The organism is Pseudomonas sp. MWU12-2319 (assembly GCF_023242525.1).
Taxonomy (GTDB): Bacteria; Pseudomonadota; Gammaproteobacteria; order Pseudomonadales; family Pseudomonadaceae; genus Aquipseudomonas; species Aquipseudomonas gingeri_D.
In genome coordinates this window covers 1-24,266 of record NZ_JALJES010000003.1, presented here as the reverse complement: position 1 = coordinate 24,266, position 24,266 = coordinate 1, and the positions used below count along the sequence as shown (strand labels likewise).

At 61.7% G+C, this 24,266-nt stretch carries 26 protein-coding genes and 1 pseudogene; 19 read left to right on the top strand and 8 right to left on the bottom strand.

The window, feature by feature from the left end; all coding sequences use genetic code 11:
* Nucleotides 1-62: 62 nt before the first annotated feature.
* Both gluQRS and dksA read right to left on the bottom strand, forming a co-directional pair.
* Nucleotides 63-953 carry a tRNA glutamyl-Q(34) synthetase GluQRS gene (gene gluQRS / locus M5C01_RS05685; RefSeq protein WP_152737613.1) on the bottom strand — a complete coding sequence of 297 codons (891 nt, stop codon included), beginning with the start codon at nucleotides 951-953 and terminating at the stop codon, nucleotides 63-65.
* 102 nt (nucleotides 954-1,055) lie between these two features.
* Nucleotides 1,056-1,502 carry an RNA polymerase-binding protein DksA gene (dksA, locus tag M5C01_RS05680; RefSeq protein ID WP_100939578.1) on the bottom strand — a complete coding sequence of 149 codons (447 nt, stop codon included), beginning with the start codon at nucleotides 1,500-1,502 and terminating at the stop codon, nucleotides 1,056-1,058.
* A 348-nt stretch (nucleotides 1,503-1,850) separates the two neighbouring features.
* Between dksA and M5C01_RS05675 the strand changes: the two genes are divergently transcribed.
* Both M5C01_RS05675 and sfsA read left to right on the top strand, forming a co-directional pair.
* On the top strand, nucleotides 1,851-3,023 hold the full coding sequence (locus tag M5C01_RS05675) for a pyridoxal phosphate-dependent aminotransferase (RefSeq protein ID WP_152737612.1): 1,173 nt from the start codon (nucleotides 1,851-1,853) through the stop codon (nucleotides 3,021-3,023).
* Nucleotides 3,023-3,730, top strand: coding sequence for a DNA/RNA nuclease SfsA (gene sfsA, locus M5C01_RS05670; protein WP_152737611.1), 708 nt, complete (start codon nucleotides 3,023-3,025; stop codon nucleotides 3,728-3,730). The genes M5C01_RS05675 and sfsA overlap by 1 nt, the downstream gene beginning before the upstream one ends.
* 4 nt (nucleotides 3,731-3,734) lie before the next feature.
* On the opposite strand, the gene M5C01_RS05665 is transcribed toward sfsA, so the two are convergent.
* Nucleotides 3,735-4,052, bottom strand: coding sequence for a Rieske (2Fe-2S) protein (locus tag M5C01_RS05665; RefSeq protein WP_152737610.1), 318 nt, complete (start codon nucleotides 4,050-4,052; stop codon nucleotides 3,735-3,737).
* Nucleotides 4,053-4,077: 25 nt separating this feature from the next.
* Here M5C01_RS05665 and M5C01_RS05660 point away from each other — a divergent pair.
* Both M5C01_RS05660 and deoC read left to right on the top strand, forming a co-directional pair.
* Nucleotides 4,078-4,272: pseudogene (locus tag M5C01_RS05660) on the top strand (hemin ABC transporter substrate-binding protein); the annotation flags it as partial.
* A 189-nt stretch (nucleotides 4,273-4,461) separates the two neighbouring features.
* Nucleotides 4,462-5,244: a deoxyribose-phosphate aldolase gene (gene deoC, locus M5C01_RS05655; RefSeq protein ID WP_152737609.1), complete on the top strand. Its 783-nt coding sequence runs from the start codon at nucleotides 4,462-4,464 to the stop codon at nucleotides 5,242-5,244.
* A gap of 257 nt (nucleotides 5,245-5,501) precedes the next feature.
* On the opposite strand, the gene M5C01_RS05650 is transcribed toward deoC, so the two are convergent.
* From M5C01_RS05650 to M5C01_RS05635, 4 genes are all read right to left on the bottom strand, one after another.
* Nucleotides 5,502-6,302, bottom strand: a complete 801-nt coding sequence (locus tag M5C01_RS05650; RefSeq protein ID WP_152737608.1) for a cyclic nucleotide-binding domain-containing protein — start codon at nucleotides 6,300-6,302, stop codon at nucleotides 5,502-5,504.
* A gap of 15 nt (nucleotides 6,303-6,317) precedes the next feature.
* A complete protein-coding gene (locus tag M5C01_RS05645) occupies nucleotides 6,318-6,590 on the bottom strand; it encodes a TfoX/Sxy family protein (RefSeq protein WP_100939569.1) in 273 nt (90 codons plus the stop codon).
* 260 nt (nucleotides 6,591-6,850) lie between these two features.
* Nucleotides 6,851-7,192, bottom strand: coding sequence for a pentapeptide repeat-containing protein (locus M5C01_RS05640; protein WP_103495463.1), 342 nt, complete (start codon nucleotides 7,190-7,192; stop codon nucleotides 6,851-6,853).
* Nucleotides 7,193-7,281: 89 nt separating this feature from the next.
* Entirely contained in the window at nucleotides 7,282-8,835 is a 1,554-nt protein-coding gene (locus M5C01_RS05635; protein ID WP_178129777.1) for a bifunctional aminoglycoside phosphotransferase/ATP-binding protein, read from the bottom strand.
* 117 nt (nucleotides 8,836-8,952) lie between these two features.
* Here M5C01_RS05635 and mrcB point away from each other — a divergent pair, with 117 nt between their 5' ends.
* The 3 genes from mrcB to M5C01_RS05620 are packed head-to-tail and all read left to right on the top strand — an operon-like array spanning nucleotide 8,953 to nucleotide 12,414.
* Nucleotides 8,953-11,283 carry a penicillin-binding protein 1B gene (gene mrcB, locus M5C01_RS05630; RefSeq protein WP_152737607.1) on the top strand — a complete coding sequence of 777 codons (2,331 nt, stop codon included), beginning with the start codon at nucleotides 8,953-8,955 and terminating at the stop codon, nucleotides 11,281-11,283.
* A gap of 16 nt (nucleotides 11,284-11,299) precedes the next feature.
* Nucleotides 11,300-12,082 carry a tetratricopeptide repeat protein gene (locus M5C01_RS05625; RefSeq protein WP_178129776.1) on the top strand — a complete coding sequence of 261 codons (783 nt, stop codon included), beginning with the start codon at nucleotides 11,300-11,302 and terminating at the stop codon, nucleotides 12,080-12,082.
* Nucleotides 12,082-12,414 (top strand): YqcC family protein, encoded by a 333-nt coding sequence (locus M5C01_RS05620; RefSeq protein ID WP_152737606.1) that lies wholly within the window; start codon nucleotides 12,082-12,084, stop codon nucleotides 12,412-12,414. The genes M5C01_RS05625 and M5C01_RS05620 overlap by 1 nt, the downstream gene beginning before the upstream one ends.
* 159 nt (nucleotides 12,415-12,573) lie before the next feature.
* Here M5C01_RS05620 and M5C01_RS05615 read toward each other — a convergent pair whose 3' ends face one another.
* Nucleotides 12,574-13,005 carry a DUF4124 domain-containing protein gene (locus M5C01_RS05615; protein WP_152737605.1) on the bottom strand — a complete coding sequence of 144 codons (432 nt, stop codon included), beginning with the start codon at nucleotides 13,003-13,005 and terminating at the stop codon, nucleotides 12,574-12,576.
* Between the two features lie 404 nt (nucleotides 13,006-13,409).
* On the opposite strand from M5C01_RS05615, the gene M5C01_RS05610 reads away from it, so the two are divergent.
* The 12 genes from M5C01_RS05610 to msrQ all read left to right on the top strand — a co-directional run bounded on the left by M5C01_RS05610 (nucleotide 13,410) and on the right by msrQ (nucleotide 24,075).
* Nucleotides 13,410-15,134 carry an acetolactate synthase 3 large subunit gene (locus M5C01_RS05610; protein ID WP_103495488.1) on the top strand — a complete coding sequence of 575 codons (1,725 nt, stop codon included), beginning with the start codon at nucleotides 13,410-13,412 and terminating at the stop codon, nucleotides 15,132-15,134.
* 1 nt (nucleotide 15,135) lies between these two features.
* Nucleotides 15,136-15,627 carry an acetolactate synthase small subunit gene (ilvN, locus tag M5C01_RS05605; protein ID WP_003176102.1) on the top strand — a complete coding sequence of 164 codons (492 nt, stop codon included), beginning with the start codon at nucleotides 15,136-15,138 and terminating at the stop codon, nucleotides 15,625-15,627.
* Nucleotides 15,628-15,674: 47 nt separating this feature from the next.
* Nucleotides 15,675-16,691 carry a ketol-acid reductoisomerase gene (gene ilvC, locus M5C01_RS05600; protein ID WP_003212125.1) on the top strand — a complete coding sequence of 339 codons (1,017 nt, stop codon included), beginning with the start codon at nucleotides 15,675-15,677 and terminating at the stop codon, nucleotides 16,689-16,691.
* Between the two features lie 175 nt (nucleotides 16,692-16,866).
* Complete coding sequence (locus tag M5C01_RS05595; protein ID WP_152737603.1) at nucleotides 16,867-17,538, top strand: YjfI family protein; 672 nt, start codon at nucleotides 16,867-16,869, stop codon at nucleotides 17,536-17,538.
* A gap of 22 nt (nucleotides 17,539-17,560) precedes the next feature.
* Complete coding sequence (locus M5C01_RS05590) at nucleotides 17,561-18,265, top strand: PspA/IM30 family protein (RefSeq protein ID WP_103495456.1); 705 nt, start codon at nucleotides 17,561-17,563, stop codon at nucleotides 18,263-18,265.
* A 93-nt stretch (nucleotides 18,266-18,358) separates the two neighbouring features.
* On the top strand, nucleotides 18,359-19,018 hold the full coding sequence (locus tag M5C01_RS05585) for a DUF2491 family protein (RefSeq protein WP_152737602.1): 660 nt from the start codon (nucleotides 18,359-18,361) through the stop codon (nucleotides 19,016-19,018).
* Between the two features lie 13 nt (nucleotides 19,019-19,031).
* The gene (locus tag M5C01_RS05580; RefSeq protein WP_103495454.1) at nucleotides 19,032-19,457 is read left to right on the top strand and encodes a DUF350 domain-containing protein; all 426 of its coding nucleotides are present in this window, start codon (nucleotides 19,032-19,034) and stop codon (nucleotides 19,455-19,457) included.
* A 27-nt stretch (nucleotides 19,458-19,484) separates the two neighbouring features.
* Nucleotides 19,485-20,216, top strand: a complete 732-nt coding sequence (locus M5C01_RS05575) for a DUF1190 domain-containing protein (protein WP_152737601.1) — start codon at nucleotides 19,485-19,487, stop codon at nucleotides 20,214-20,216.
* Between the two features lie 14 nt (nucleotides 20,217-20,230).
* Nucleotides 20,231-21,388, top strand: a complete 1,158-nt coding sequence (locus M5C01_RS05570) for a glutathionylspermidine synthase family protein (protein ID WP_178129775.1) — start codon at nucleotides 20,231-20,233, stop codon at nucleotides 21,386-21,388.
* 126 nt (nucleotides 21,389-21,514) lie between these two features.
* Nucleotides 21,515-22,372, top strand: coding sequence for a CDP-diacylglycerol--serine O-phosphatidyltransferase (pssA, locus tag M5C01_RS05565; protein ID WP_100939556.1), 858 nt, complete (start codon nucleotides 21,515-21,517; stop codon nucleotides 22,370-22,372).
* Between the two features lie 63 nt (nucleotides 22,373-22,435).
* The gene (gene msrP / locus M5C01_RS05560) at nucleotides 22,436-23,449 is read left to right on the top strand and encodes a protein-methionine-sulfoxide reductase catalytic subunit MsrP (protein WP_152737599.1); all 1,014 of its coding nucleotides are present in this window, start codon (nucleotides 22,436-22,438) and stop codon (nucleotides 23,447-23,449) included.
* Entirely contained in the window at nucleotides 23,449-24,075 is a 627-nt protein-coding gene (gene msrQ / locus M5C01_RS05555; protein ID WP_152737598.1) for a protein-methionine-sulfoxide reductase heme-binding subunit MsrQ, read from the top strand. The genes msrP and msrQ overlap by 1 nt, the downstream gene beginning before the upstream one ends.
* Nucleotides 24,076-24,266: the final 191 nt, after the last annotated feature.

The window sequence follows — 24,266 nt, the reverse complement described above, 5'->3', positions numbered from 1 at the left end:
TTGTGTGCGTGCCCGAAAACGTGCGGCGATGGTAACGGATGGGCGCCAACCTGCAAGGGGCGTCAGTGCAATTGCGCTTCGGCCAGGGTGGCTGTCCTGGGAATCAGTGTGGCATCCCAATGGCCGATACCCCAGTCCAGCACCTCCCGCGGCGTGCCCTGTTCCAGTACGGCGGGCGGGTGTTGCCCCAGTGTACGCAGGGCGCGCATCAGCAAGGGGGTTGCCTGGTCGGCCGCCAGCGGCGGCGAGCGGTAGGACTTGCCGAGTTTGTGGCCATCCGGCTGGATGATCAGCGGCACGTGCAGGTAACGCGGCTGCGGCAGTCCGAGCAGCTCCTGCAGGTAGAGCTGGCGTGGCGTGGAGTCCAGCAGGTCGGCGCCGCGGACGATATCGGTCACCCCTTGCCAGGCGTCGTCCAGCACCACCGCCAGTTGGTAGGCGTAGAGCCCGTCGCGGCGGCGGATTACAAAATCGCCGGCCTCACGGCCCAGATGCTGCTGGAACGAACCTTGTACCCGGTCTTCAAAGCGATAGCTCAGCTCCGGCACACGCAGGCGAATGGCGGCATTCTCGATGCCGTGGCCGAGATTGCGGCACAAGCCGGGGTAGATCCCGTGGTAGGGCTCCAGCTCCTTGCGTGAACAGGTGCAGGCGTAGGCCAGGCCCTGGCTGAACAGGCGCTCGAGGACCTGGGCATAGGCGTCGTGACGTTCGCTCTGGCGGACCAGCTCGCCGTCCCATTCGAAGCCGTAGCGTTGCAGGGTATCGAGGATCGAGGCCTGGGCGCCGGGTTCTTCGCGCGGCGGGTCGAGGTCTTCCATGCGCAGCAGCCAGCGTCCGCCGACCGAGCGGGCGTCGAGGTACGAGGCCAGGGCGGCGACCAGTGAACCGAAATGCAGGTGGCCGCTGGGCGTGGGGGCGAAGCGTCCGATATAGGCGGGGGTGGCAGTCATGGTTCGGATATTACTGGAGAATCCGTAGGCGATAAGCCGCGTCGGCGACACAAATGAAAACGGAGCGTTCGCACGCTCCGTTTGCTCAGGTTTCGGCAGGGACTACTTGCCGACCTGTTTTTCCTTGATTTCCGCCAGGGTCTTGCAGTCGACGCACATGTCGGCGGTCGGTCGGGCTTCCAGCCGGCGGATGCCGATCTCGACGCCACAGGACTCGCACCAGCCATACTCTTCGTCTTCGATGAGCTGCAGGGTCTTGTCGATTTTCTTGATCAGTTTGCGCTCGCGGTCGCGGGCGCGCAGTTCGAGGCTGAACTCTTCTTCCTGGCTGGCACGGTCAGCCGGGTCAGGGAAGTTCGCCGCTTCGTCCTTCATATGATCAACGGTACGGTCGACTTCATGCATCAATTCCTGCTTCCATTTCTGCAGGATCTTGGTGAAGTGCTTGCGCATGGGCTCGCCCATGTACTCCTCGCCCTTGCTTTCAACATAGGGTTCGAAGCCGCCGATCTTTGGCTCAGTGCTTTGCTGCTTTGCTTGGGTGGGCATGAATGGACCGCCTCTACTCTTCTAATCCATTGCGCAGGATTTCAACATCACCGACACCTGCCGGCCCTGCGGCTGCAAGCGGGCGAACTTACCAGATCGAATCGGGGTGCGCTACTCCCGGTTGTCGAGGCTGGACTTGTCGAGTCGAACGTCGTGACTGAACGTCCCCCTCCTACAAGAAGCGGGCCAATATATGCCGGATGGAAGACGTCAGCTTCATGAAGCAATGGTTAATTGTTTATTTTAGTCAATCTTCCGGGGAACGTAGGATGCTTTAAACATTCCAGGGTGATCGAGGTTGGGTAGAATCGGTCTATCGCCCATTCCCCGTCAAATCAAGGAAGGCCCATGACTCAGCACTACAGCGCGCGCAGCCGCGCAATCGAACCCTTTCATGTGATGGCGCTGCTGGCGCGCGCCAATGAGTTGCAGGCCGCCGGGCATGATGTGATCCACCTCGAGATCGGTGAGCCGGACTTCACCACCGCCGCGCCGATCATCCGCGCCGGCCAGGCCGCGCTGGAGACGGGTAAGACCCGTTATACGGCGGCACGTGGGCTGCCGCAATTGCGTGAGGCGATAGCAGGCTTTTATCAGCAGCGTTACGGGCTGGATATCGATCCGCAGCGTATTTTGATCACTCCGGGTGGTTCCGGTGCGCTGCTGTTGGCCACCAGTTTGCTGGTGGACCCCGGTAAACACTGGCTGCTGGCCGATCCGGGCTACCCGTGCAACCGGCATTTCCTGCGCCTGGTCGAGGGCGCGGCACAACTGGTGCCGGTCGGGCCTGAGGTGCGTTATCAGCTCACCACCGACCTGGTGGCGCGGCATTGGGACCAGGACAGTGTCGGCGCCCTGGTGGCATCGCCGGCCAACCCCACCGGGACCCTGCTGACGCGGGACGAACTGGGGGCGCTGTCGGCGGCGGTCAAGGAGCGTCATGGCCATCTGGTGGTGGACGAGATCTATCACGGCCTGACCTACGGCTGCGATGCGGCCAGCGTGCTGGAAGTCGATGACAGCGCCTTTGTGCTCAACAGCTTTTCCAAATATTTCGGCATGACCGGCTGGCGGCTGGGTTGGCTGGTGGCGCCGCCGGATGCGGTGGCGGACCTGGAAAAACTCGCGCAGAACCTCTACATCAGTGCGCCGAGCATGGCCCAGCATGCGGCGCTGGCCTGTTTCGAACCGGCGACCCTGAGCATTCTCGAAGAGCGGCGGGCCGAGTTCGGGCGCCGTCGCGACTTCCTCTTGCCGGCGTTGCGCGAGCTGGGTTTCGGGATCGCCGTGGAGCCCCAGGGCGCTTTCTACTTGTACGCCGATATCAGCGCGTTCGGCGGTGATGCCTTCGCGTTCTGCCGACACTTCCTCGAAACCGAACATGTGGCCTTTACCCCGGGGCTGGACTTCGGTCGTCACCTGGCCAGCCACCATGTGCGGTTTGCCTACACCCAGAGCCTGCCGCGCCTTGAGCAGGCGGTGGAGCGGATTGCCCGGGGTCTGCGGAGCTGGCAAGGCTGATGCGTTTTTCTCCTGCCCTCGAAGAAGGTCGTCTGATCCAGCGCTACAAACGTTTCCTGGCGGACATCGAAACCGCCTCCGGCGAGTTGCTGACCATTCACTGTCCCAATACCGGCTCGATGCTCAATTGCATGGTCCCGGGCGGGCAGGTCTGGTTCAGTCGCTCCAATGACCCCAAGCGCAAGTTGCCCGGCACCTGGGAGATCGGTGAAACCCCCCAAGGGCGGTTGGCCTGCGTGAATACCGCGCGGGCCAACCCTTTGGTCGAGGAGGCCCTGCGTGCCGGGGTCATCAGCGAACTGAGCGGTTTTACCGCTTTGAAACGTGAAGTGGCCTACGGTCAGGAGAACAGCCGGATCGACTTTCGTCTCGACTATCCGACGGGGCCGGCGTTTGTCGAAGTCAAAAGCGTCACCCTCGGCTTCGACGGTACGGCGGTGGCGGCCTTTCCGGATGCGGTGACCCAGCGCGGCGCCAAGCATCTGCGCGAGCTGGCCACCCTGGCACGCGCAGGTGTGCGGGCGGTGCAGCTGTATTGCGTGAACCTGACCGGCATTGAGGCGGTGCGGCCGGCCGAGGAGATTGATCCGGGTTATGCCGCGGCCCTGCGTGAAGCCGTGGCGGCCGGGGTCGAGGTGCTGGCCTATGGGGTGAGCCTGACGTCGGAGGAGATCCGCGTCGATCGCCGGTTGCCGGTGCGGCTCTAGCGGCTCACGGCGTCAGCCAGATGCCCTGCGCGTCTTCCGTGCAAGGGATCGCCAGCAGTGACTGCCCGGCGCAAGGTCCGGCCACGCACTCACCGCTTTCAATCAGGAACAGCGCGCCGTGGGTTGCGCACTGGATCAGGCTGGCGCTGGGGTCGAGAAACTGGTCGGGACGCCATTCCAGGGGGATGCCGCGGTGCGGGCAGCGATTCTGATAGACATAGACCCGGCCCTCGCGGCGCACGGCCAACAGCGGCCGCCCGTCCACATCAAAACCACGACTGCTGTTGTCGGCGAGGGTGTTCGAGTCGCAGAGAAATTTCATGTTGATCCTTTAGGGAGCCTCGCACCTGTTTGTCCTCGTCGCCGGGCTGGCGCTCAGCCATGCCGTCCTGGCGACCGAACTGCCGCTACGCTGGGTCAGCGCCGGCGGGGCGTTGTCGGAATGGGTCAGTGTCCTGGGGGCGGAGTCTAAATTGGTCGGGGTCGATACCACCAGCCAGCATCCTGAATCCCTGAAAGCCTTGCCGAGTATCGGCTACCAGTAGTGGGTAGGACGCATCTTGTTCTGATGTGGGTCGAGTCCCGGTCTTTGGTTGACACATGCCTTGGCGCGGACGAGTCCTTTATCCTGCTGCCCATAGCGTATTTCGCCTCATCCGGCAGCCAGGACCGCCGAGGAGGCGCCTCGGACGCTTGTCAGGTTTATGCAACGATCCGGATTGGGAGTGAAGATGAAGCAGATGAATGAGGCCGATCAACAACTGGCACGCCAGGCCATTGGCCTGCTCGACTTGACCTCGCTGAGTGGCGATGACGATGACGAGCGCATCCTTTCGCTTTGCCAGCGGGCGCAGACGCCATTCGGTTCGGTGGCGGCGGTGTGCGTGTTTCCACGTTTTGTCGCCCTGGCGCGACGGGCTCTCGATGCGCAGGGCGGGCAGGCGATCCGGGTCGCCACGGTGGTCAACTTCCCCCATGGCGGACCGAATGTCGCCTCGGTGGTCGCTGAAACCCTGGAGGCGATCGCCGCCGGCGCCAATGAGGTGGACCTGGTCTATCCCTATCGCTCGTTGTTGATGGGCGATGCGCAGACCGGCCTGAGCATGGTCGCCGCCTGTCGTGATGCCTGCCAGGGGCGGGCCAAACTCAAGGTGATCCTGGAGACCGGTGAGTTGCGCGACCCGCAGATGATCCGCCAGGCCAGCCAGGGCGCGATTGCCGCCGGCGCCGACTTTCTCAAGACCAGTACCGGCAAGGTCCTGGTCAATGCGACCGAACAGGCCGTGCGCATCATGCTTGAAGCCATTGCCGAGCGGGGCGGGCTGGTGGGGCTGAAGGCTTCCGGCGGCATCCGCACCTTCGATGATGCGCGGACCTATATCGAACTGGCGCGCGCGCGTTTCGGCGCCGCCTGGGTCAACGCCGATCACGTGCGGCTCGGGGCTTCCGGCTTGCTGGATGAGTTGCTGGCGCGACTGGAATCTCCGGTCGCGCCGGAGCCCGGGGAGGCCTGACGCACCAGGAGGGCGGGAATTTTTGTCGGCTGGCTTTCGGACAGGCAAAAAAAGACCCGGCAAAAAGCCGGGTCAATAACCGTGATTAGCCTGATGAGGAGATAATCTGAGAGTCCGAACCAGGGCCTTCCAGAAAATCCAACCGATCTCGCGATCAGTTGTGATAATCATAACGATTCTCATTTCTAAGTCAATGTCTTTTTCTCGACCGTTCGTCCAGGGTGCGACGGCGGATGAGTGATCGAGGTCGCGATGGTTCAGCGCGCTGTGCCGATGGCGCTCAGACGCGTGACTTCCTTGTTCAGCAAATCGATGCGTCGGGCCATGCTTTCGATCAGGCTGTGGGCGATGCGCGGGTTGCTCTGGGTCAGGCTGAGGAATTGCTCCTTGGGGATCAGCATGACCGTGCACGGCTGGCTGGCGATCACGCTGGCGCTGCGTTTCTCGCCGGTGAACACCGCCATGGCGCCGAAAATCTCGTCCTTGGGCACATCGCCGACCTTGTGCCCGTCGACAAAGGCCTCGGCGTGTCCGTCGGTAATGATGAAGACATGGTCGGCATCGTCACCTTGGCGGATCATCACTTCACCACTGGCCACCTGCTGGAAGCCGTTGCTGCTGCGAAATTCCGGCTGTTTCAGGCGGGTGACGGCGTCGGAGAGCAGGGCGGTCTGGCCGATCAGGTAACGCAGCAGCGCTTCGGCGCGGCTTTCGTCGGCGTAGATATGGGTGAAGAGGTCGGCGCGCCGGTAGGGAATCAGACGCAGCGGGTTGTCGCTGCTCAGCACGCAGCGCGGCCAGTCGATGCCCTGGCGCAATCCGACCAGGTCGCCTTCATGCAAATAGAACAATGCACGCTCGTCGACCCGGGCATGCAGCAGGCCGCTGTCGATCAGGAACACCTGATCGGCGGGCAGCAAGGCACCGAGGTCAGCGATTTGCTCAAGCTCCAGGGGGGCCGCGCAGGGGGGCAAACCTTTGAGCAGCTGTGCCGGAATCGTCTGCAGACGATTGATCAGTTCTTCGGCGTAGGCCGGTTGCTCCCCGAGTAGATACATGCCAAACCTGCGAAATCAGTTTTTATGACGCGACGATATCGCGTCCAACTGTTTATTCAAGGCTTCTTTGCGTTCTTGAGGGATATCGTTCCAATGAATGTCCATCAAGGCGCCTTCGATCGCATACAACAGCACTTTCGATGCCCGGAATCCGCGGGTTCGTACCGCGCGGTAGGCATCCACCGCTCCCAGTCGACGCAAATCCGATGCGCTATGGATACCCACCGCGTGCAGCCATTGCGCCGACGTCTTGCCAAGGTTCTTCAGGTGTTGCAGTTCATCGTTCATCAAGCCTCCTTGCGACGGCCGAACGCTGCGTGGACGAGAGTAGGCAAGCCTGAAAAGGAGTGTAGGCGGTCAGTAGGAAAAACGTGGTTCTTTGCTCGGCGTTGGTGCAAATGCTTCTAAGCCGCGGCTTTCTCCAGCGCTGGCCGGCAGCACAGGGATGGCGCGCAAAGGGAAAAATCGTACAGCAGGAGCCTTGTCGAGGCCGTGAGCAGGCACCAGACGGCAAGCGCTGCCGCCATCCTCGAGCCCCTCCGCGAGGGCTAGGCGCTGTAGCGCAGACGCGTACCGAACTGCATCGACATGAGAATCTCGGCCGGGGTCAGTTCCACGGGGAAGTAAGCGCCGGAAATCTGCGCATGGGCCACGCTGGCACCGACCAGGATGGATTTCTGCAGATCTACGCCACGCAGATCGGCGGAGCGGAAGTAGGCATCGGTGAAGTCGATCCCCTCGGCATTCAGTTCGCGCAGGTCCAGGCCACGGAAGTCACCGCCGCGCATGTCGATCGGACCGTCCTTGGGGCGGGCCTTGTTGAAGCCGGCAATGTCATCCTTGTGCAGCAGGGCAAACAAAGGTGAGTCGAGCAGCTTGGGATGGCTCATGAGACGTCTCCTGTTGGAATTATGACGCCAGTATAATGCCACTATGTTTCAGCCGTGAAGCACTTGCGGCCCCACGGCTGAAATAGTTTTTACAGACCCGGCAGACGCTGGCGAATCTGCTCGACCAGGGCGTCGAGGCTCCCGCTTTCATGGGTTTCGACACGCTTGGTGCGCAGTACTTCATCGGCGCTCAGGGCCTCGCGGCTGGCTTGCTGGGCGGCGATCACTTCCAGTGTAGCGTCGGATGGGTCGACGGCATCGGCCTGGCGCCGGGCCAGCCAGCTTTCGATCACGGCCTGTGGGGCGTTGCAATCGAGGATCAGGCACGGTACGCCAGTGGCTTCGGCAACCTGGGCGGCGGCGTTGCGTTGCTCGCGCTTGAGGTAGGTGGCGTCGATCACCACCGGGAAGCCGGCGCGCAGGACGGTGTCGGCGATTTCATGCAGGCGCTGGTAGGTGCTCACGCTGGCGTCGCGGCTATAGATGCCGTCGCCGACGTTGTTTTCGACTTGCTGGTCGCCGAACAGGCGTTTGCGTTCGACATCCGAGCGCAGGCGTACAGCGCCCAGGGCTTCCACCAGGCGCAGGGCGACGTGGCTCTTGCCGACGGCGGAGACGCCGCTGGTTATGGCCAGGAAGCGCGACGGAATGGTGCTGTAGCTTTCCGCCAGATTGGCGTAGTTGCGGTACTGGCGCATGCTGCTGGCGCGTTGCACCGGATCTTCGGCCGGCATGCTGAACAGCGCGACCTTGGCGCGCACCAGGGCACGATAGGCCTTGTAGAAGTTCAGCAGGGCCAGGCCCTGGTAGTCGCCGGTCAGCTCCAGGTACTGGCTGATAAAGCGTCGGGCCAGGCTCTTGAGGCCACGGTCTTCGAGGTCCATCGCGAGGAAGCCGGTGTCGGCGTAGACGTCGGTGAAGCGGAAGGGTTCGTTGAACTCGATGCAGTCGAAGATCACCACCTTGCCGTCGATGACGGTGGCGTTGCCCAGGTGGATGTCGCCGTGGCATTCACGAATGAAACCTTCTGCCTTGCGCTGGGCCAGCAGCGGCTTGAGGCGCTCGAAACTGGTTTCGGCCCAGGCTTGCAGGGCGTCGAGTTGCAGCAGGTCGGCCTTTTCGCTGAGGAAGGGGCGGATCTGTTCGAAGTTCTGCCGGACCGGGTCCATGACCGCCTCTGGAGTGCCCTGGTAGTGATCTTTCGGCACTTCGGGGGCGCTCTGGTGGAACGCGGCGATCTGTCGGGCCATTTCGTCGATGTGCACGGTGGTCAGTTCACCGTTGGCCTGCAGTGTGCTCAGCAACTGGCTCTGCGGGAACTGGCGCATTTTCAGCACATATTCGATGGCCGGACCGCTGCCGCCCAGAACGGGGGCCTCGACGCTGCCGGTGATCGGCAGGACTTCCAGGTACAGGTCGTGGGTCAGGCGCTGGTTCAGGCGCAGTTCTTCCGCGCAGAAATGTGCGCGAGCGCTCAGTTCGGTGAAGTCGAGGAAGCCGAAGTTGACCGGTTTCTTGATCTTGTAGGCATAGGGCCCGGTGAGCAGGACCCAGGAAATGTGGGTTTCGATAACCTGGAAGCTTTCCACCGGATGCGGGTAGAGGGCCGGGTTTTGCAGGGCGGTAATCAGGGACTGGCTCACTGGCGATCCTTCAAGGGGACGGTAAATTCAAAGCGGTCATTATGGCTGCTGCGGGCTCAGGTGCAAACCGCCGGACGTACATGTTGATCATCAATAAAGTGCGTATAATCCGCCGCCATGACTCGTACCCGATCCCCCCGTTCCCGCGCCAAATCCAAACCTCCCGCCGGCCGCCTGCGCCCCTGGCTTGGCTGGGCGATCAAGCTCAGCCTGGTGGGCCTCGTCGTGCTGGCCGGTTTTGCCGTCTACCTCGATGCCATCGTGCAGGAGAAATTCTCCGGCAAGCGCTGGACCATCCCGGCCAAGGTCTATGCCCGGCCGCTGGAGCTGTTCGCCGGCCAGAAATTGAGCAAGGAAGACTTCCTTACCGAACTCGATGCCCTCGGTTATCGTCGCGAACCCGTGGCCAATGGCCCGGGGGCGGCGGCGGTCAACGGCAATACCGTGGACCTGAACACCCGTGGCTTCCAGTTCTATGAAGGCATGGAGTCGGCCCAGCCGGTGCGGGTGCGCTTCTCCGGCGACTATGTGGCCGAGCTGTCCTCGCTCAACGGCGCGAAGCTCTCGGTGGTGCGCCTTGAGCCGCTGCTGATCGGCGGCCTGTACCCGAAGAACCTCGAAGACCGCATCCTGATCAAGATCGACCAGGTGCCGCCGTACCTGCTCGACACCCTGGTCACGGTCGAGGACCGGGATTTCTATCATCACTTCGGTGTCTCGCCCAAGTCGATTGCCCGGGCTATCTGGGTCAATACCTCGGCCGGGCAGATGCGCCAGGGCGGCAGTACCCTGACCCAGCAGTTGGTCAAGAACTTCTTCCTGACCAACGAACGCAGCCTGAGCCGCAAGCTCACCGAGGCCATGATGGCCATGCTGCTGGAGCTGCATTACGACAAGAAAGAGATTCTCGAGGCCTACCTCAACGAGGTCTTTATCGGCCAGGACGGCCAGCGCGCGGTGCACGGCTTCGGCCTGGCCAGCCAGTTCTTCTTCAGCCAGCCCCTGGCGGAGCTGAAGTTGCATCAGGTGGCGTTGCTGGTGGGCATGGTCAAGGGGCCGTCTTATTACAACCCGCGACGCTACCCTGATCGCGCGCTGGAACGGCGTAACCTGGTGCTCGACCTGCTGGAGCAGCAGGGCGTGGCCAGCGCCGAGCAAGTCGCGGCGGCGAAGAAAATGCCGCTGGGGGTGACTGCCCGTGGCAGCCTGGCGGACAGTTCGTTCCCCGGCTTCCTCGACCTGGTCAAGCGGCAACTGCGCGAAGACTACCGCGACGAAGACTTGACCGAGGAAGGCTTGCGCATCTTCACCAGCTTCGACCCGATCCTGCAGATGAAGGCCGAGGCTTCGGTCAACGACACCTTCAAACGCCTGGCCGGGCGTAAGGGCAGTGACGATATCGAGGCGGCCATGGTGGTGACCAACCCGGAAACCGGTGAGGTCCAGGCCATGATCGGCAGTCGCCAGGCCAGTTTTGCCGGGTTCAACCGGGCGCTGGATGCGGTGCGGCCGGTGGGTTCTCTGATCAAGCCGGCGGTGTATCTGACGGCGCTGGAGAAACCCAGCCAGTACACGCTGACCAGTTGGCTGTCGGACGAAGCCTTCTCGGTGAAAGGCGCCGACGGTCAGATCTGGAAGCCGCAGAACTTTGACCGCCGTTCCCACGGCACGATTTTCCTCTATCAGGGCCTGGCGCATTCCTACAACCTGTCGACCGCTCGACTGGGCCTGGAGGTTGGCGTGCCGAATGTCCTCAAGACCCTCGGACGCCTTGGTGTTACCCGTGAGTTCCCGGCCTTTCCGTCGATGTTGCTGGGTGCCGCGAGCATGACGCCGATGGATATCGCGACCATGTACCAGACCCTGGCCAACGGCGGCTTCAATACGCCGATGCGGGGGATTCGCAGTGTCCTGACGGCCGAGGGCCAGCCGCTCAAGCGTTATCCGTTCCAGATCCAGCAGCGTTTCGATGCGGGCTCGATCTATCTGATCCAGGCGGCGATGCAGCGGGTGATGCGCGAGGGTACCGGGAGCGGGGTCTACAACGTCCTGCCCAAGACCCTGACCCTGGCCGGCAAGACCGGTACCAGTAACGATTCGCGGGACAGCTGGTTCGCCGGTTTCGGCCAGGACCTGCTGGCGGTGGTCTGGCTCGGTCGCGATGACAACGGCAAGACACCGTTCACCGGTGCCAGTGGCGCCTTGCAGGTCTGGACCAGTTTCATGCGCAAGGCCGATCCGCTGCCATTGGATATGCCGCAGCCGGATAACGTGGTCCAGGCCTGGGTCGATCCGCATACCGGGCAAGGCTCCGATGCCAATTGCCCGGGCGCGGTGCAGATGCCGTATATTCGCGGCAGTGAACCGGTACCCGGTGCGTCGTGTGGTGGCGTGGCCCCTGCGCCGGCCACTGAAGTGATGGATTGGGTCAAGGGCTGGTTGAATTGAGCGAAGAGGGTTTGACGTGAACAAGTGGTGGATTCCAGCTTTTGCCGCACTGACCGTGCTGGGTGGTTGTTCCAGCGTGCCACGGGGTTCGATCCCGGTGGTCGATTCGGGGACCGCGGTCTCCAACAACGAGCGGATCTCGTCCACTGGCGGTTTCCGCAAGACTATCACCAAGGGGCCGGTGCCAAGCCAGACCCAGGCGGTGCCGCAGGATTCCGGCGTGGTGGTGATGATTCCGGGTGGTGGGGCGACAACCTCGGCACCGATCAGTACCGAGCCGTTCACCCCTGGGCCGATTACCCCAGGCCCTTCGAACAACGCGCCGATCCAGGCCGTGCCGGGTGACTCGGGTGCCTATAACCAGGGCGCGTACAGCCCGCCGGTCAATCAGGGTGCTTACAACATGCCGAGCCCGGTGGCGCCGAGCGGTATTCCGTCGAACAACAACAGCGGTGGTTTGTCCGCTGACGAGCAACTGGACGGTCCGGTACTGGCGTTGTTGACCACCGCCCAGCAGCAGCAATCCAGTGGCGACCTCAATGGTGCCTCGTCCAGCCTTGAGCGCGCCCAGCGCGTGGCACCGCGTGAACCGCAAGTACTTTATCGCCTGGCCCAGGTGCGCATGGCCCAGGGTGATGCGCCGCAAGCCGAGCAACTGGCCCGTCGCGGCCTGAGCTTCGCCAACGGCCGTCCGGATCTGCAAGCCAACCTCTGGGGCATCATTGCCCAGGCGCGGAGCAAGCAGGGTGATGCCGCGGGTGCCGCCCAGGCACAGCAGAAGGCCAAGGCTGGTTACTGATGGATGCACGTTTTCCGTTGATTGCCGAGCAACTCCTGCTGATCGAGCGGGAGTTGCGGGCCCAGGGCTGCTGGGATGAGGAGCCGCCCAGCGTCGAGGCCCTGGCCAGTGTCGAACCCTTCAGTGTCGATACCCTGGAGTTCGAGCAGTGGCTGCAATGGATTTTCCTGCCGAGGATGAAGCTGATCCTCGAGGCGGATCTGCCGCTGCCCAATGCGTCCGGGATTCTGGCCATGGCCGAAATGGTCTATGCCCAGCGGCCGGGGCAGGGGCGCGGTTTGCAGCGGTTGCTGGCGCAGTTCGACCAGCTGATTGCCCAGACTCGCGATTAGAACCGTCGCTACCCTTGACTCATCGTTCCGGCCTGCGCGGTCCTTGTGGGAGCCGGCTTGCCGGCGATGGCGGCCGGAAGATCGATGCAGGGCTTGCGGGTCTCATCGCTGGCAAGCCAGCTCCTGCATAGGGGATGAGGTGTTTGTGGGAAGGGTGTTTTACGAGCAGTTTTCCTCGATGGTCTTGCGCGTCTCCAGCAGGCGTGTCTGGCGTTCTTCATCGGTCAGGCGGCGCACTTCGCCATTGACCTCTTCACGCACTCGCGCATTGTTTTCCAGCTGGGCCAGGTTGGTCCGCGCTTTCTCGCAATAGGCTTTGCGCACCACTTCCTGATCGGCAATCTGCTTCTTGACCCTGGCGTCCACGGCCTGCTGGTCGCCCACCGCCGTGCTCGCGGGCACGGCGGGACGTGGTGGCGGCGCCGGGACGTTGCCGATCGCCGGGGTCACCACGGTGGCCGTTTGCCCGGCCGGCGGCTGCGCATCGAAGTGCGTCTGGCCCTGGGCATCGACCCATTTGTAGATCGGCCCGGCCTGGCATAGCGGGCTCAAGGCGAGTAGCAGGCCCGCCATCAGAATGCTTCTACGCATCAGGTTTCCTTGTCAGACAATGCGATAAGCAACGTAGCACATTCCCTCGTGAAAGGTTTTCTTCTGCGTTGTCATGTGCTTAGTTCGAAGAAAGCTCACAAGATAACTTGACTTGGACCGGACGAATCAGAACAATCCAAAGTCCGCTGTAGAGGGACTGCCAGAAGCAGGCCCACTCGGCAGATCATGAGGCGCACATCCGCGCCGACCTGTTACACCCGCAACGCGTTACCTCGCGCTGGGTGGGAAACCCCCGCAACATTTGGGGCACTCCCAATACTTGCTCAGTCAGTGCTGACGTAGTCGGCGACCACCGTCGCTCATGCTCTGCTGAGAAGTAAACCTATTAAGACCCGTCCTCCAGTGTGCGTGGACGGTATTCTGGCGTTTTAGAGGTGAACAACGTGGAGCTTTTATCTGGCGGTGAGATGCTCGTCCGCTTTTTGCGTGACGAAGGCGTCAAGTACATCTACGGGTACCCGGGTGGTGCTCTCCTTCATGTCTACGATGCCCTGTTCAAGGAGCCGGATGTCACCCACATCCTGGTTCGTCATGAGCAGGCCGCGACCCATATGGCCGACGGCTACGCCCGTGCCACCGGTAAAGCCGGCGTGGTCCTGGTGACATCCGGTCCTGGCGCAACCAATGCCATCACCGGTATCGCCACGGCGTACATGGACTCCATTCCGATGGTGATCATCTCCGGTCAGGTGCCAAGCACCCTGGTCGGCACCGATGCGTTCCAGGAAACCGACATGATCGGTATCTCCCGGCCGATCGTGAAGCACAGCTTCATGATCAAGCACGCTTCGGAAATCCCGGAAGTCATGAAGAAGGCGTTCTACCTGGCGCAATCCGGTCGTCCTGGTCCTGTCGTTGTCGATATCCCGAAAGACATGACCAACCCGGCCGAGAAATTCGAATACGTCTTCCCGAAAAAAGCCAAGCTGCGTTCCTACAGCCCGGCGGTACGTGGCCACTCCGGCCAGATCCGCAAGGCGGCGGAAATGCTCCTGGCGGCCAAGCGTCCGGTGCTCTATGCGGGCGGCGGCGTGATCCTCGGGGGTGGCTCCGCGCCGCTGACCGAGCTGGCGAAAATGCTCAACCTGCCCGTCACCAATACCCTGATGGGCCTGGGTGCCTACCCTGGCACCGACCGGCAGTTCGTCGGCATGCTCGGCATGCACGGCAGCTACACCGCCAACCTGACCATGCACCACGCCGATGTGATCCTGGCCGTGGGCGCGCGCTTCGACGACCGGGTGATCAACGGCCCGTCGAAGTTCTGCCCGAACGCCAAGATCATCCATATCGACATCGACCCGGCATCGATCTCCAAGACCATCAAGGCAGACGTGCCTATCGTTGGGCCGGTGGAGAGCGTGCTGACCGAGATGGTCGCGACCCTCAAGGAAATCGGCGAGACTCCGAACAAGGAGTCGGTGGCCAGCTGGTGGAAGCAGATCGACGAATGGCGCGGCGACCGCGGCCTGTTCCCTTATGACAAGGGCGACGGCAGCATCATCAAGCCACAGACCGTGATCGAGACCCTGTGCGAAGTGACCAAGGGCGATGCCTTTGTGACCTCCGACGTGGGCCAGCACCAGATGTTCGCGGCGCAGTACTACAAGTTCAACAAGCCCAACCGCTGGATCAACTCCGGCGGCCTGGGCACCATGGGCTTCGGTTTCCCTGCGGCCATGGGTGTGAAGCTGAGTTTCCCTGACTCCGACGTCGCGTGCGTCACGGGTGAGGGCAGCATCCAGATGAACATCCAGGAGCTGTCGACCTGCCTGCAATACGGCCTGCCGGTGAAGATCGTCAGCCTGAACAACGGTGTGCTCGGCATGGTCCGCCAGTGGCAGGACATGAGCTACGGCAGCCGTCACTCGCACTCGTACATGGAATCGCTGCCTGACTTCGTCAAGCTGGTCGAAGCCTACGGTCATGTCGGTATCCGTATCACGGATCTGAAAGACTTGAAGCCGAAGATGGAAGAAGCGTTCGCCATGAAGGATCGCCTGGTATTCCTCGATATCCAGGTCGACACCAGCGAGCACGTCTACCCGATGCAGATCAAAGACGGCTCCATGCGCGATATGTGGCTGAGCAAGACGGAGCGTACCTAATATGCGGCACATCATTTCCCTGCTTCTGGAAAACGAACCTGGCGCTCTGTCCCGTGTGGTTGGCCTGTTTTCGCAACGCAACTACAACATCGAAAGCCTGACCGTGGCCCCGACCGAAGACCCGACCCTGTCGCGTCTGACGTTGACCACTGTCGGGCATGACGAAGTCATCGAACAGATCACCAAGAACCTGAACAAGCTGATCGAAGTGGTCAAGCTGGTGGACCTCTCGGAAAGTGCTCATATCGAGCGCGAACTGATGCTGGTCAAGGTCAAGGCCACTGGCGCCCAGCGCGCCGAGATCAAGCGCACCACCGATATTTACCGGGGTCAGATCGTTGATGTCAGCGCCAGCGTCTATACCGTTCAACTGACCGGTACCAGCGACAAGCTCGACAGCTTCATTCAGTCCATCGGCACCGCCTCGATTCTGGAGACCGTCCGTAGTGGCGTCACCGGTATTGCGCGCGGCGACAAAGTACTCAGCATCTAAACCAACTTGCAAACGGCCTGAACGGCCTGGATATAAAGGGGAATTTCATGAAGGTTTACTACGATAAAGATTGCGACCTGTCGATCATCCAGGGCAAGAAAGTCGCCATCATCGGCTACGGCTCCCAGGGTCACGCACAAGCTTGCAACCTGAAAGACTCCGGCGTTGACGTAACTGTCGGCCTGCGCAAAGGCTCGGCCACTGTTGCCAAGGCTGAAGCCCATGGCCTGAAAGTGACCGACGTTGCCAGCGCTGTTGCCGCTGCCGACCTGGTCATGATCCTGACCCCGGACGAGTTCCAGTCCGCGCTGTACAAGAACGAAATCGAGCCGAACATCAAGAAAGGCGCCACCCTGGCCTTCTCCCACGGCTTCGCGATCCACTACAACCAGGTCGTGCCACGCGCCGACCTCGACGTGATCATGATCGCGCCGAAGGCTCCAGGCCACACCGTGCGTTCCGAGTTCGTCAAAGGCGGCGGTATCCCTGACCTGATCGCGATCTACCAGGACGCCTCGGGCAACGCCAAGAACGTTGCGCTGTCCTACGCCGCCGGCGTTGGCGGTGGTCGTACCGGTATCATCGAAACCACCTTCAAGGACGAGACCGAAACCGACCTGTTCGGCGAACAAGCCGTTCTGTGCGGCGGTACCGTCGAGCTGGTCAAAGCCGGTTTCGAAACCCTGGTTGAAGCGGGCTACGCGCCGGAAATGGCCTACTTCGAATGCCTGCACGAACTGAAGCTGATCGTTGACCTCATGTACGAAGGCGGTATCGCCAACATGAACTACTCGATCTCCAACAACGCCGAATACGGCGAGTACGTGACTGGCCCTGAAGTCATCAACGCCGAATCCCGCCAGGCCATGCGCAACGCTCTGAAGCGCATCCAGGACGGCGAATACGCGAAGATGTTCATCAGCGAAGGTGCTACCGGCTACCCATCGATGACCGCCAAGCGTCGTAACAACGCTGCTCACGGCATCGAGATCATCGGCGAGCAACTGCGCTCGATGATGCCGTGGATCGGCGCGAACAAGATCGTCGACAAAGCCAAGAACTGAGTCGACGCTCAACCGGCTGCCTGGCCCCTCGGGGCTGAGCGCCGGTACAGGCTGCACCCAAACGCCCCGACTTGTCGGGGCGTTTTGTTTTGTCACATAAAGCTTTCATGTCAGATGTTGAACATTCCAGGCAAAGGACGTAATTTACTTACATGTAAGATTTTTCGGAGGACGGATGCCCCGTAAAAAAACAGCGGATGACAAGCCCCTCACGGGTGAGAAAGCGTCATCACCGGTCAAGACCAAGACTACCGCCGACTACGTTCGCGATATGCGCACGCGGCTGCGCGACGCCGGGCTGGTGAAGCGGGAATTCTGGATTCTTCCCGAGAATGCGACGGCCCTGCGGGGTATCGAAAAGGCGCTACGCCAGCCCTTCCTGGGTGAACGGATCAAACTGGAGGCTTTCATGACTGAGAACATCAACTGGACGATCAACTCGCTGCACAAGGCGCTGTCGGAGCTGGAGGTCGTCTCCAGTGGCGAGATTGTGCTGACCCTCGCCGAAAACGCCGAGCAGAGCATCAAGCTGAGCATGACCGAATTCGGCGACCTGCCGCTCTACCTGGCGGTGTCCGGTGACCAGATCCTGGTGGACGCGACCCTGGTCGAAGTGAGCCGGGTCAAGGATCCAGCGGTCTTCAACGGCCTGGTGCTGCGCAGTCGCGACCTGTTCCCACTGTCCTCCGTGGGCATCGAGCGGGTCGGCGACGGTACCGAGGTCTACTGCATGTTCGGCGCGCTGAGCGCGGCTTCCACCATCACCGTGATCGTCCAGGAAATCTTCACCCTGGCCGAGAACGTGATCCGTGCGGTGGAAGCGTTCGAAGACCACATCCACGTTTAATGAAGTCCCCAAGGAGTTTTCGATGAGTATCTGGAAGAAAGTCATAACGGCCATTCGTGGTGGTGTTTCCGAGGTGGGTGAGACCATTGTCGACGCCAACGCCATTCGTATCCTCGAGCAGGAACAGCGCGACGCCGAAAATGCCGTGGCCAAGGCCAAGAACGGCCTGGTGGACATCAAGGCCCGCTACAAGCTGTCGCAACAGCGCCTCGACGGCCTGAACAACGACATCGCCAACTGGGAAGGCAAGGCCATGGCCGCGCTGGACAAGGGCGTGGAAAGCCTGGCCGGCGAGTGCGCCAACAAGGTGGCCGAGATCGAGGCCCTGCGCGACCAGGAGAAAATCCTGGCCGATCAGTTCGGCGCCCAGGTCGAGATGCTGCATGCCCAGGTGATCAAGGCGGAAAACCAGATCAAGGGGTTGAAGCAGCAGGTCGAAATGGCCAAGGCCCGCGAGACGGTCCAGCAGGCCCGTGTTGCTACCGCCGCGGCCACCGGCGGGGCGAATGGCAAGCTGGAAACGGCGGTCGGTTCGCTGGCGCGTATCAAGCAACGCCAGGATGAGCGCGACGCCAAGCTGGATGCGGCGCAGGAATTGGCCGACGAGTCCAACGGCGGTGATCTGGAGCGTCGTCTGCAGGACGCCGGTATCGGCGCCAAGTCGGGCAGCGGCAGTGATGTGCTGGCGCGTCTGAAGGCCAGGCAGAATCCCGGCTCGGGTCAGTAAGCTCGGGGCTTGGGGCAAGCGCGTCAGCGTTTTGCCCTTTTTGCCGTCTGGAAAACGGGCCGGTGCGTTGTTGCGACAGAAAGGAGAGACACGATGAGTTGGATCAAGCGCGCCATGGGCTTCGAGGCGCCGAAGCCTGCCGCGGGGGCTACCTCGGTAGCGCCGGGCAACCCCCTGGGGCTGGCCTCGGGGCGGATGCTCTGCCTGGATCGCTCCTTGAAGCTGATGCTTGAAGGGCAGTCCCATGTGGTGGTGCCCGATGACGAGAAAGTCTGGGCGGTGGGCGATATCGACCTCGGGCAGTCGATGCGCTTGCAGCGGTTTTACCTCGATAACGAGGATTATTTCCTGCAAGTGGTCATGGACGGCCCCGCGGCCGAGGATATTCAGGACCTTATCCTGTTCGGCTACCACGACGTCACCACGATCAACAGCAAGGAGCAGTTGCTGCAACTGACCGGCCCGAATGCGAAGATCGGCATGCCGCTCTACGAACTCGAAGGCGAGGAGTATGGGCGGCAATGGGGCGGTGAGGACGGGCAGACCGAACTCACACCCATGCAGGAGTTCGTCAAGAGCCCGGACGGTGCCTACTCGATCAAGCACCTGAGCATGCTCTATTCCCGCGAGATCGGCCTGCTCAACCGTCGGGAGTTCCTGCTCTTTTCGGTCGAGGAAGACGAGGAGGGGGTGATCACCCTGTCCACCGCCGTTGGCGTGACGCTGCAAATCACCGATATCGAAGTTCTCTGACAAGGAAATCATCATGCTCGAAGCGCTGCGCCTGTCGCTCAACGCCACCGCGGTATTCGGCTTCATCATCTATATGGCGGTGGCGGCTGTTCTGTTCGTGTTGTTCCAGTTCATCTACACCCTGATCACTCCCCACAAGGAGTTCGCCCTGATCCGTGAGGGCAATACCGCCGCGGCGGTGGCCCTGGGTGGTTCGTTGGTGGGTTTTGCCCTGCCGGCCAGCAATATCATCGCCAACAGCATCAGTGTCGTCGACGTCGTTGTCTGGGTGTTGATCGCGGCCGTGGTGCAGTTGCTGGCGTTTGTCGTGACCAGCCTGGTGCTCAAGGGGCTGTCCGGGCGTATCGTGCGCGGCGAGATGGCGGCGGCGATCTATTCGGCGTCGGTGGCCATCAGTGTTGGCTTGCTTAACTCGGCCTGCATGACGCCGTCGACCTGAGCCCAGGGCAAGGATAAGGATGATTCGATGAGAACCCGTAGCTCCGTAAAACTGGTGCTGGCCGGCACCTTTCCGCTGGCGCTTTCCGCCTGCGGTGCATCCCAGGACACCGTTGCCTTCAACGCCAAGAGCAACTTCAAGTCGGTCGAGGAGTGTGTGGCGGCGAAAGTGCCGGTGGAGGTCTGTTCCGACGCCTTCATGCAGGCGCTGGCCGATCACCGGCGTATCGCGCCGACCTATGACGACCAGGCCTCCTGCGACAGCGACTTCGTTCCCGGCTATTGCCAGATCACCCCGGACGGCAAGTACATGCCGAAGATGGGCGGCTTTGAACTGGCGATGTCCGGTGATGTGCCGCGCAAGGACCTTGAACAGGCCCAGCAACAAGCGGCCGTGCAGTCGGGCGGCGGTGGCAATGGCGGCCTGCTGACCGGCTTGTTGCTTGGCAATCTGCTCAGCAACAGCGGTGGCGGCGGGCGCTACTATTCCCAGCCGATCTACGACAGTCGCGACAATCGCGGTAGCTATGGCAGTTCGACGCTGTCGCAGCAGATCGAGCAGGGCAAGTCGTTCAGCCGTTCGACCCAGGCCCGCAGCAGTTCCACCAACACCTACACGCCGGCCACCCTCGGCAAGAGCCTGGGCAGCGGTTCCGGCTCGGTGTCCTCGACGGTCTCGCGTGGCGGCTTCGGCAGCCAGGCGACCGCACGCAGTGGTTGGGGCGGCAAGAGCAGCAGCATTTTCAGTTCCGGCGGTTGAGGGGAGCGGCCAGGGTGAAAAAGATCGGTATCGAAGAGCGCCCTCACTGGCGCGAAAGTGTCGAGCGCGAAGGGTTCGGTTTCCACACCATCGGTGGCGAGCGCTACTGGGATGAGCGCGGTTATTACCTGTTCACCGAAGAGCAGGTCACGCGGGACCTGGAAGCGCCGACCAAGGCACTGCATGACCTGTGCCTGGATGTGGTCGAGCGCGTCGTCGACAGCGAAGAGCTGCTGACGGGCCTGGCCATACCGCCGGCGTTTTTCGATCTGGTCCGAGATTCCTGGAAGCAGGGGCATCCGCATCTGTACGGCCGCTTCGACCTGGCGTATGACGGCAGCGGTCCGGCCAAGTGCCTGGAAGCCAATTACGACACCCCCACCAGTCTGCTCGAAGCCGGTTCCGTGCAGTTGCTCTGGCTCGAGGAGCAGATCGCCCGGGGTGTGCTGCCGACGCAGGCGAGTCAGTTCAACACCATCGCCGAAGATCTGGTCAGGGCCTTTGCGGCCTTTCCGGCCGGTGGGGCTTTCTACTTCTCGGCGATGTCGGGCTCGGAGGAGGATCGCGGGACTACGGATTTTCTGCGCAAGATGGCCGCGCATGCGGGGATCGAGGCACGGCATATCGATATCGAGGACATCGGCCTCACCGCCCAGGGTCGCTTTGTCGATCTGGACGGCCGTTGGATCGAGCGACTGTTCAAGCTACATGCCTGGGAACATATCTTCCACGAGGTGTTCGGTCAGGCAGTGCCCGGTTGTGACACGCAATTTATCGAACCCGCCTGGAAAGCCATTGTCAGTAACAAAGGCATTTTGCCGCTGCTGTGGAAGTTTCATGAAGGGCATCCCAACCTGTTGCCCGCTTATGTCGACCAGAACCCGCAGCGGCCCGTGCCCAAGGGCTGGGTGCGCAAACCGTTCTTTTCCCGTGAGGGGGCGAACATCGAGATTCGTACCGGCGATGACCAGGTGGTGGCCGAGGATGGGCCTTACACGGATGCGCCCTATATCCTGCAGGCGTTTTCCCCTTTGCCGAAGTTCGGCGACAGCTATACCGTGATCGGTTCATGGGTGGTGGGGGATGTGGCCGCCGGGATCGGCATTCGTGAGGACGACAGCCTGATTACCAAGGACAGCAGTCGATTCCTGCCTCACGTTGTCCTGGGCTGATCGACCTGTCTGGCCCGGGTTTTCCCGCAGGCCAGGGCGCTTCTGGTATAAAGCGGGATCTTTTTGCGCTCCCATCGTAGTCGCCGAGTGCTGTTGAAACCTTTCATTTAGCTGCAAGGTAATATCATGACTGAACGTCCCGAAGAGCCTGGTCAGGGCTCCGAAGCCGAAAGCCTGCTCCCCATCGACGAACATGTCGAAGAGGGGCATGACGCCGACGGCCAGAAAGTCCGCCATCGCGGTATCTATCTGTTGCCGAACCTGTTCACCACCGCGAACCTGTTCGCCGGTTTCTACGCCATCATCAGCGCGATGAGTGCGCAGAGCGCCGCGAGTGCCGGGGACCCGGCGGGGGCGAGCAAGTATTTCGCGTTTTCCGCCATCGCGATCTTTGTCGCCATGGTCCTCGACGGCCTGGATGGTCGCGTGGCGCGCATGACCAATACCCAGAGCGCCTTCGGCGCCGAGTATGACTCGTTGTCCGATATGGTCGCCTTCGGCGTTGCCCCGGCACTCCTGGCATTCGGCTGGGCGCTGGGGGATATGGGCAAGGTCGGCTGGATGGTTGCCTTTATCTATGTAGCTGGCGCGGCATTGCGTCTGGCGCGCTTCAATACCCAGGTCGGCACCGCCGACAAGCGCTACTTTATCGGCCTGGCCAGTCCGGCGGCGGCCGGCGTGGTGGCGGGGACGGTGTGGGCGTTCAGCGACTACGGGATCCAGGGTTCGAAGATGTCGTTCCTGGTGGCCTTGCTGGTGGCGGCGGCCGGGATGCTGATGGTCAGCAACATCAAGTACAACAGTTTCAAGGAGCTGGACCTCAAGGGGCGCGTGCCGTTTGTCGCGATTCTCGCCGTGGTGCTGGTGTTCGCCGTGGTGTTCAGCGATCCGCCGCGCATCCTGCTGCTGATCTTCCTCGCCTATGCGGCCTCGGGTCCTATCCAGTACCTGTTGCATCTTCGTCGGCACAAAGCCGGCGAGTGATGTAATTTCCCGCAGACTCCGTAGTCTATTGGTGCATCAGTCCTCCAATGCTACGGAGTTGCCATGTTTATCAAGCTTCCCAAGCGATCCGATTGCAAAGAATCGGACGTCACGCCTGAATCCCTCTATCTTTCCCGTCGTACCTTGCTGGGCGCTTCCGTCGCCGCACTGGCGATCGGCAGTCTGCCGCGTTGGGCCAGTGCCGCCGAAGCGGCGCGTTATGCCGATGTGGACGCGGGGAATGCGCCGTCCTGGTTTGCCGGGAAACTGCCGGAGACTAAATGGGGCGCGGTGACGGTCAAGGGGGAGGCGATTACCCCCTACAAGGATGCGACCCACTACAACAACTTCTATGAGTTCGGCACCGACAAGGGCGATCCGGCGCAGAACGCCGGCTCCCTGAAGACCGAACCCTGGTCGGTGGTGGTGGACGGTGAGGTCGGCAAGCCGGGGCGTTATGCCCTGGAGGACTTTATGAAGCCTTACCAGTTGGAGGAGCGCATCTATCGCCTGCGTTGTGTCGAGGCCTGGTCCATGGTGATTCCCTGGATCGGCTTTCCGATTTCGGCGCTGCTCAAGCAGGTCGAGCCGACCTCCAAGGCCAAGTACATTCGCTTCGAAACCCTGCAGGATCCCAAGAGCATGCCGGGCCAGCGTTCCGGTTTCGCCCTGATCGACTGGCCTTATGTAGAGGGTTTGCGGCTGGACGAGGCGATGAACCCTTTGGCCATTCTGGCAGTGGGTATGTATGGGCGGGAACTGCCGAATCAGAACGGTGCGCCGTTGCGTCTGGTGGTGCCGTGGAAGTACGGGTTCAAGAGCGTGAAATCCATTGTGCGCATCAGCCTGGTGGAAGAGCAGCCCAAGACCACCTGGCAAAGCATTGCCTCGGACGAGTATGGCTTTTATGCCAATGTGAACCCTACCGTAGACCACCCGCGTTGGACCCAGGCCCGGGAGCGGCGTTTGCCCAGCGGACTGTTCAGTCCCAATGTGCGTGAGACGCAGATGTTCAATGGCTACTCGGATGAAGTCGCCTCCCTATATACCGGCCTGGATCTGCGGAAGAACTACTGATGCGATATCCGTTCTGGCGTGTGGGCGTCTTTATTGCGGCGGCGATCTGGCCGTTGCTCTGGTTGTATCAGGCCTGGAGCCTGGCCTTGGGTCCGGATCCGGGAAAGGTCATGGTGGATCGGTTGGGCTTGGGCACCTTGATTCTGTTGTTGGTGACCTTGAGCATGACGCCGTTGCAGAAACTCAGTGGCTGGCCGGGTTGGATCGCGGTGCGCCGGCAATTGGGTTTGTGGTGCTTTGCCTATGTGGTGCTGCATCTGGCGGCTTACCTGGTGTTTGTGCTCGGGTTGGACTGGTCGCAACTGGCGGTCGAGTTGCGCAAGCGGCCCTACATCATTGTCGGTGCGCTGGGTTTCCTCTGTTTACTGGCGCTTGCCGTGACGTCGAACCGTTACAGTCAGCGTCGCCTGGGGAAGGGCTGGAAGAAGTTGCACCGCCTGGTCTATGTGATTCTCGGGTTGGGGTTGCTGCATATGTTGTGGATCGTGCGGGCTGACCTGAAGGAGTGGACGGTATATGCCTCTATAGGGGCGCTGCTATTGGTATTGCGCATCCCGGTAGTGATGCGTCGAATTCCCCGTCTTGTGGCAAGAAAGCCGCTCTCCACAACAACTCGGTCCTTGTAGGGACCGGCTTGCTGGCGATGAGGTCTTGTGTCGCCTATGCGGGCCTCTTCGCGGGCAAGCTCCGCTCCCACGGGATCGAGTCACACCGCGAACTATCGGTCAGGCCTGGACACTGTGGGAGCGGAGCTTGCCCGCGAAGGCGTCAGTACAGACACCGCAAAACCCGGGACGCGCACTGTTTTTGACCTTTA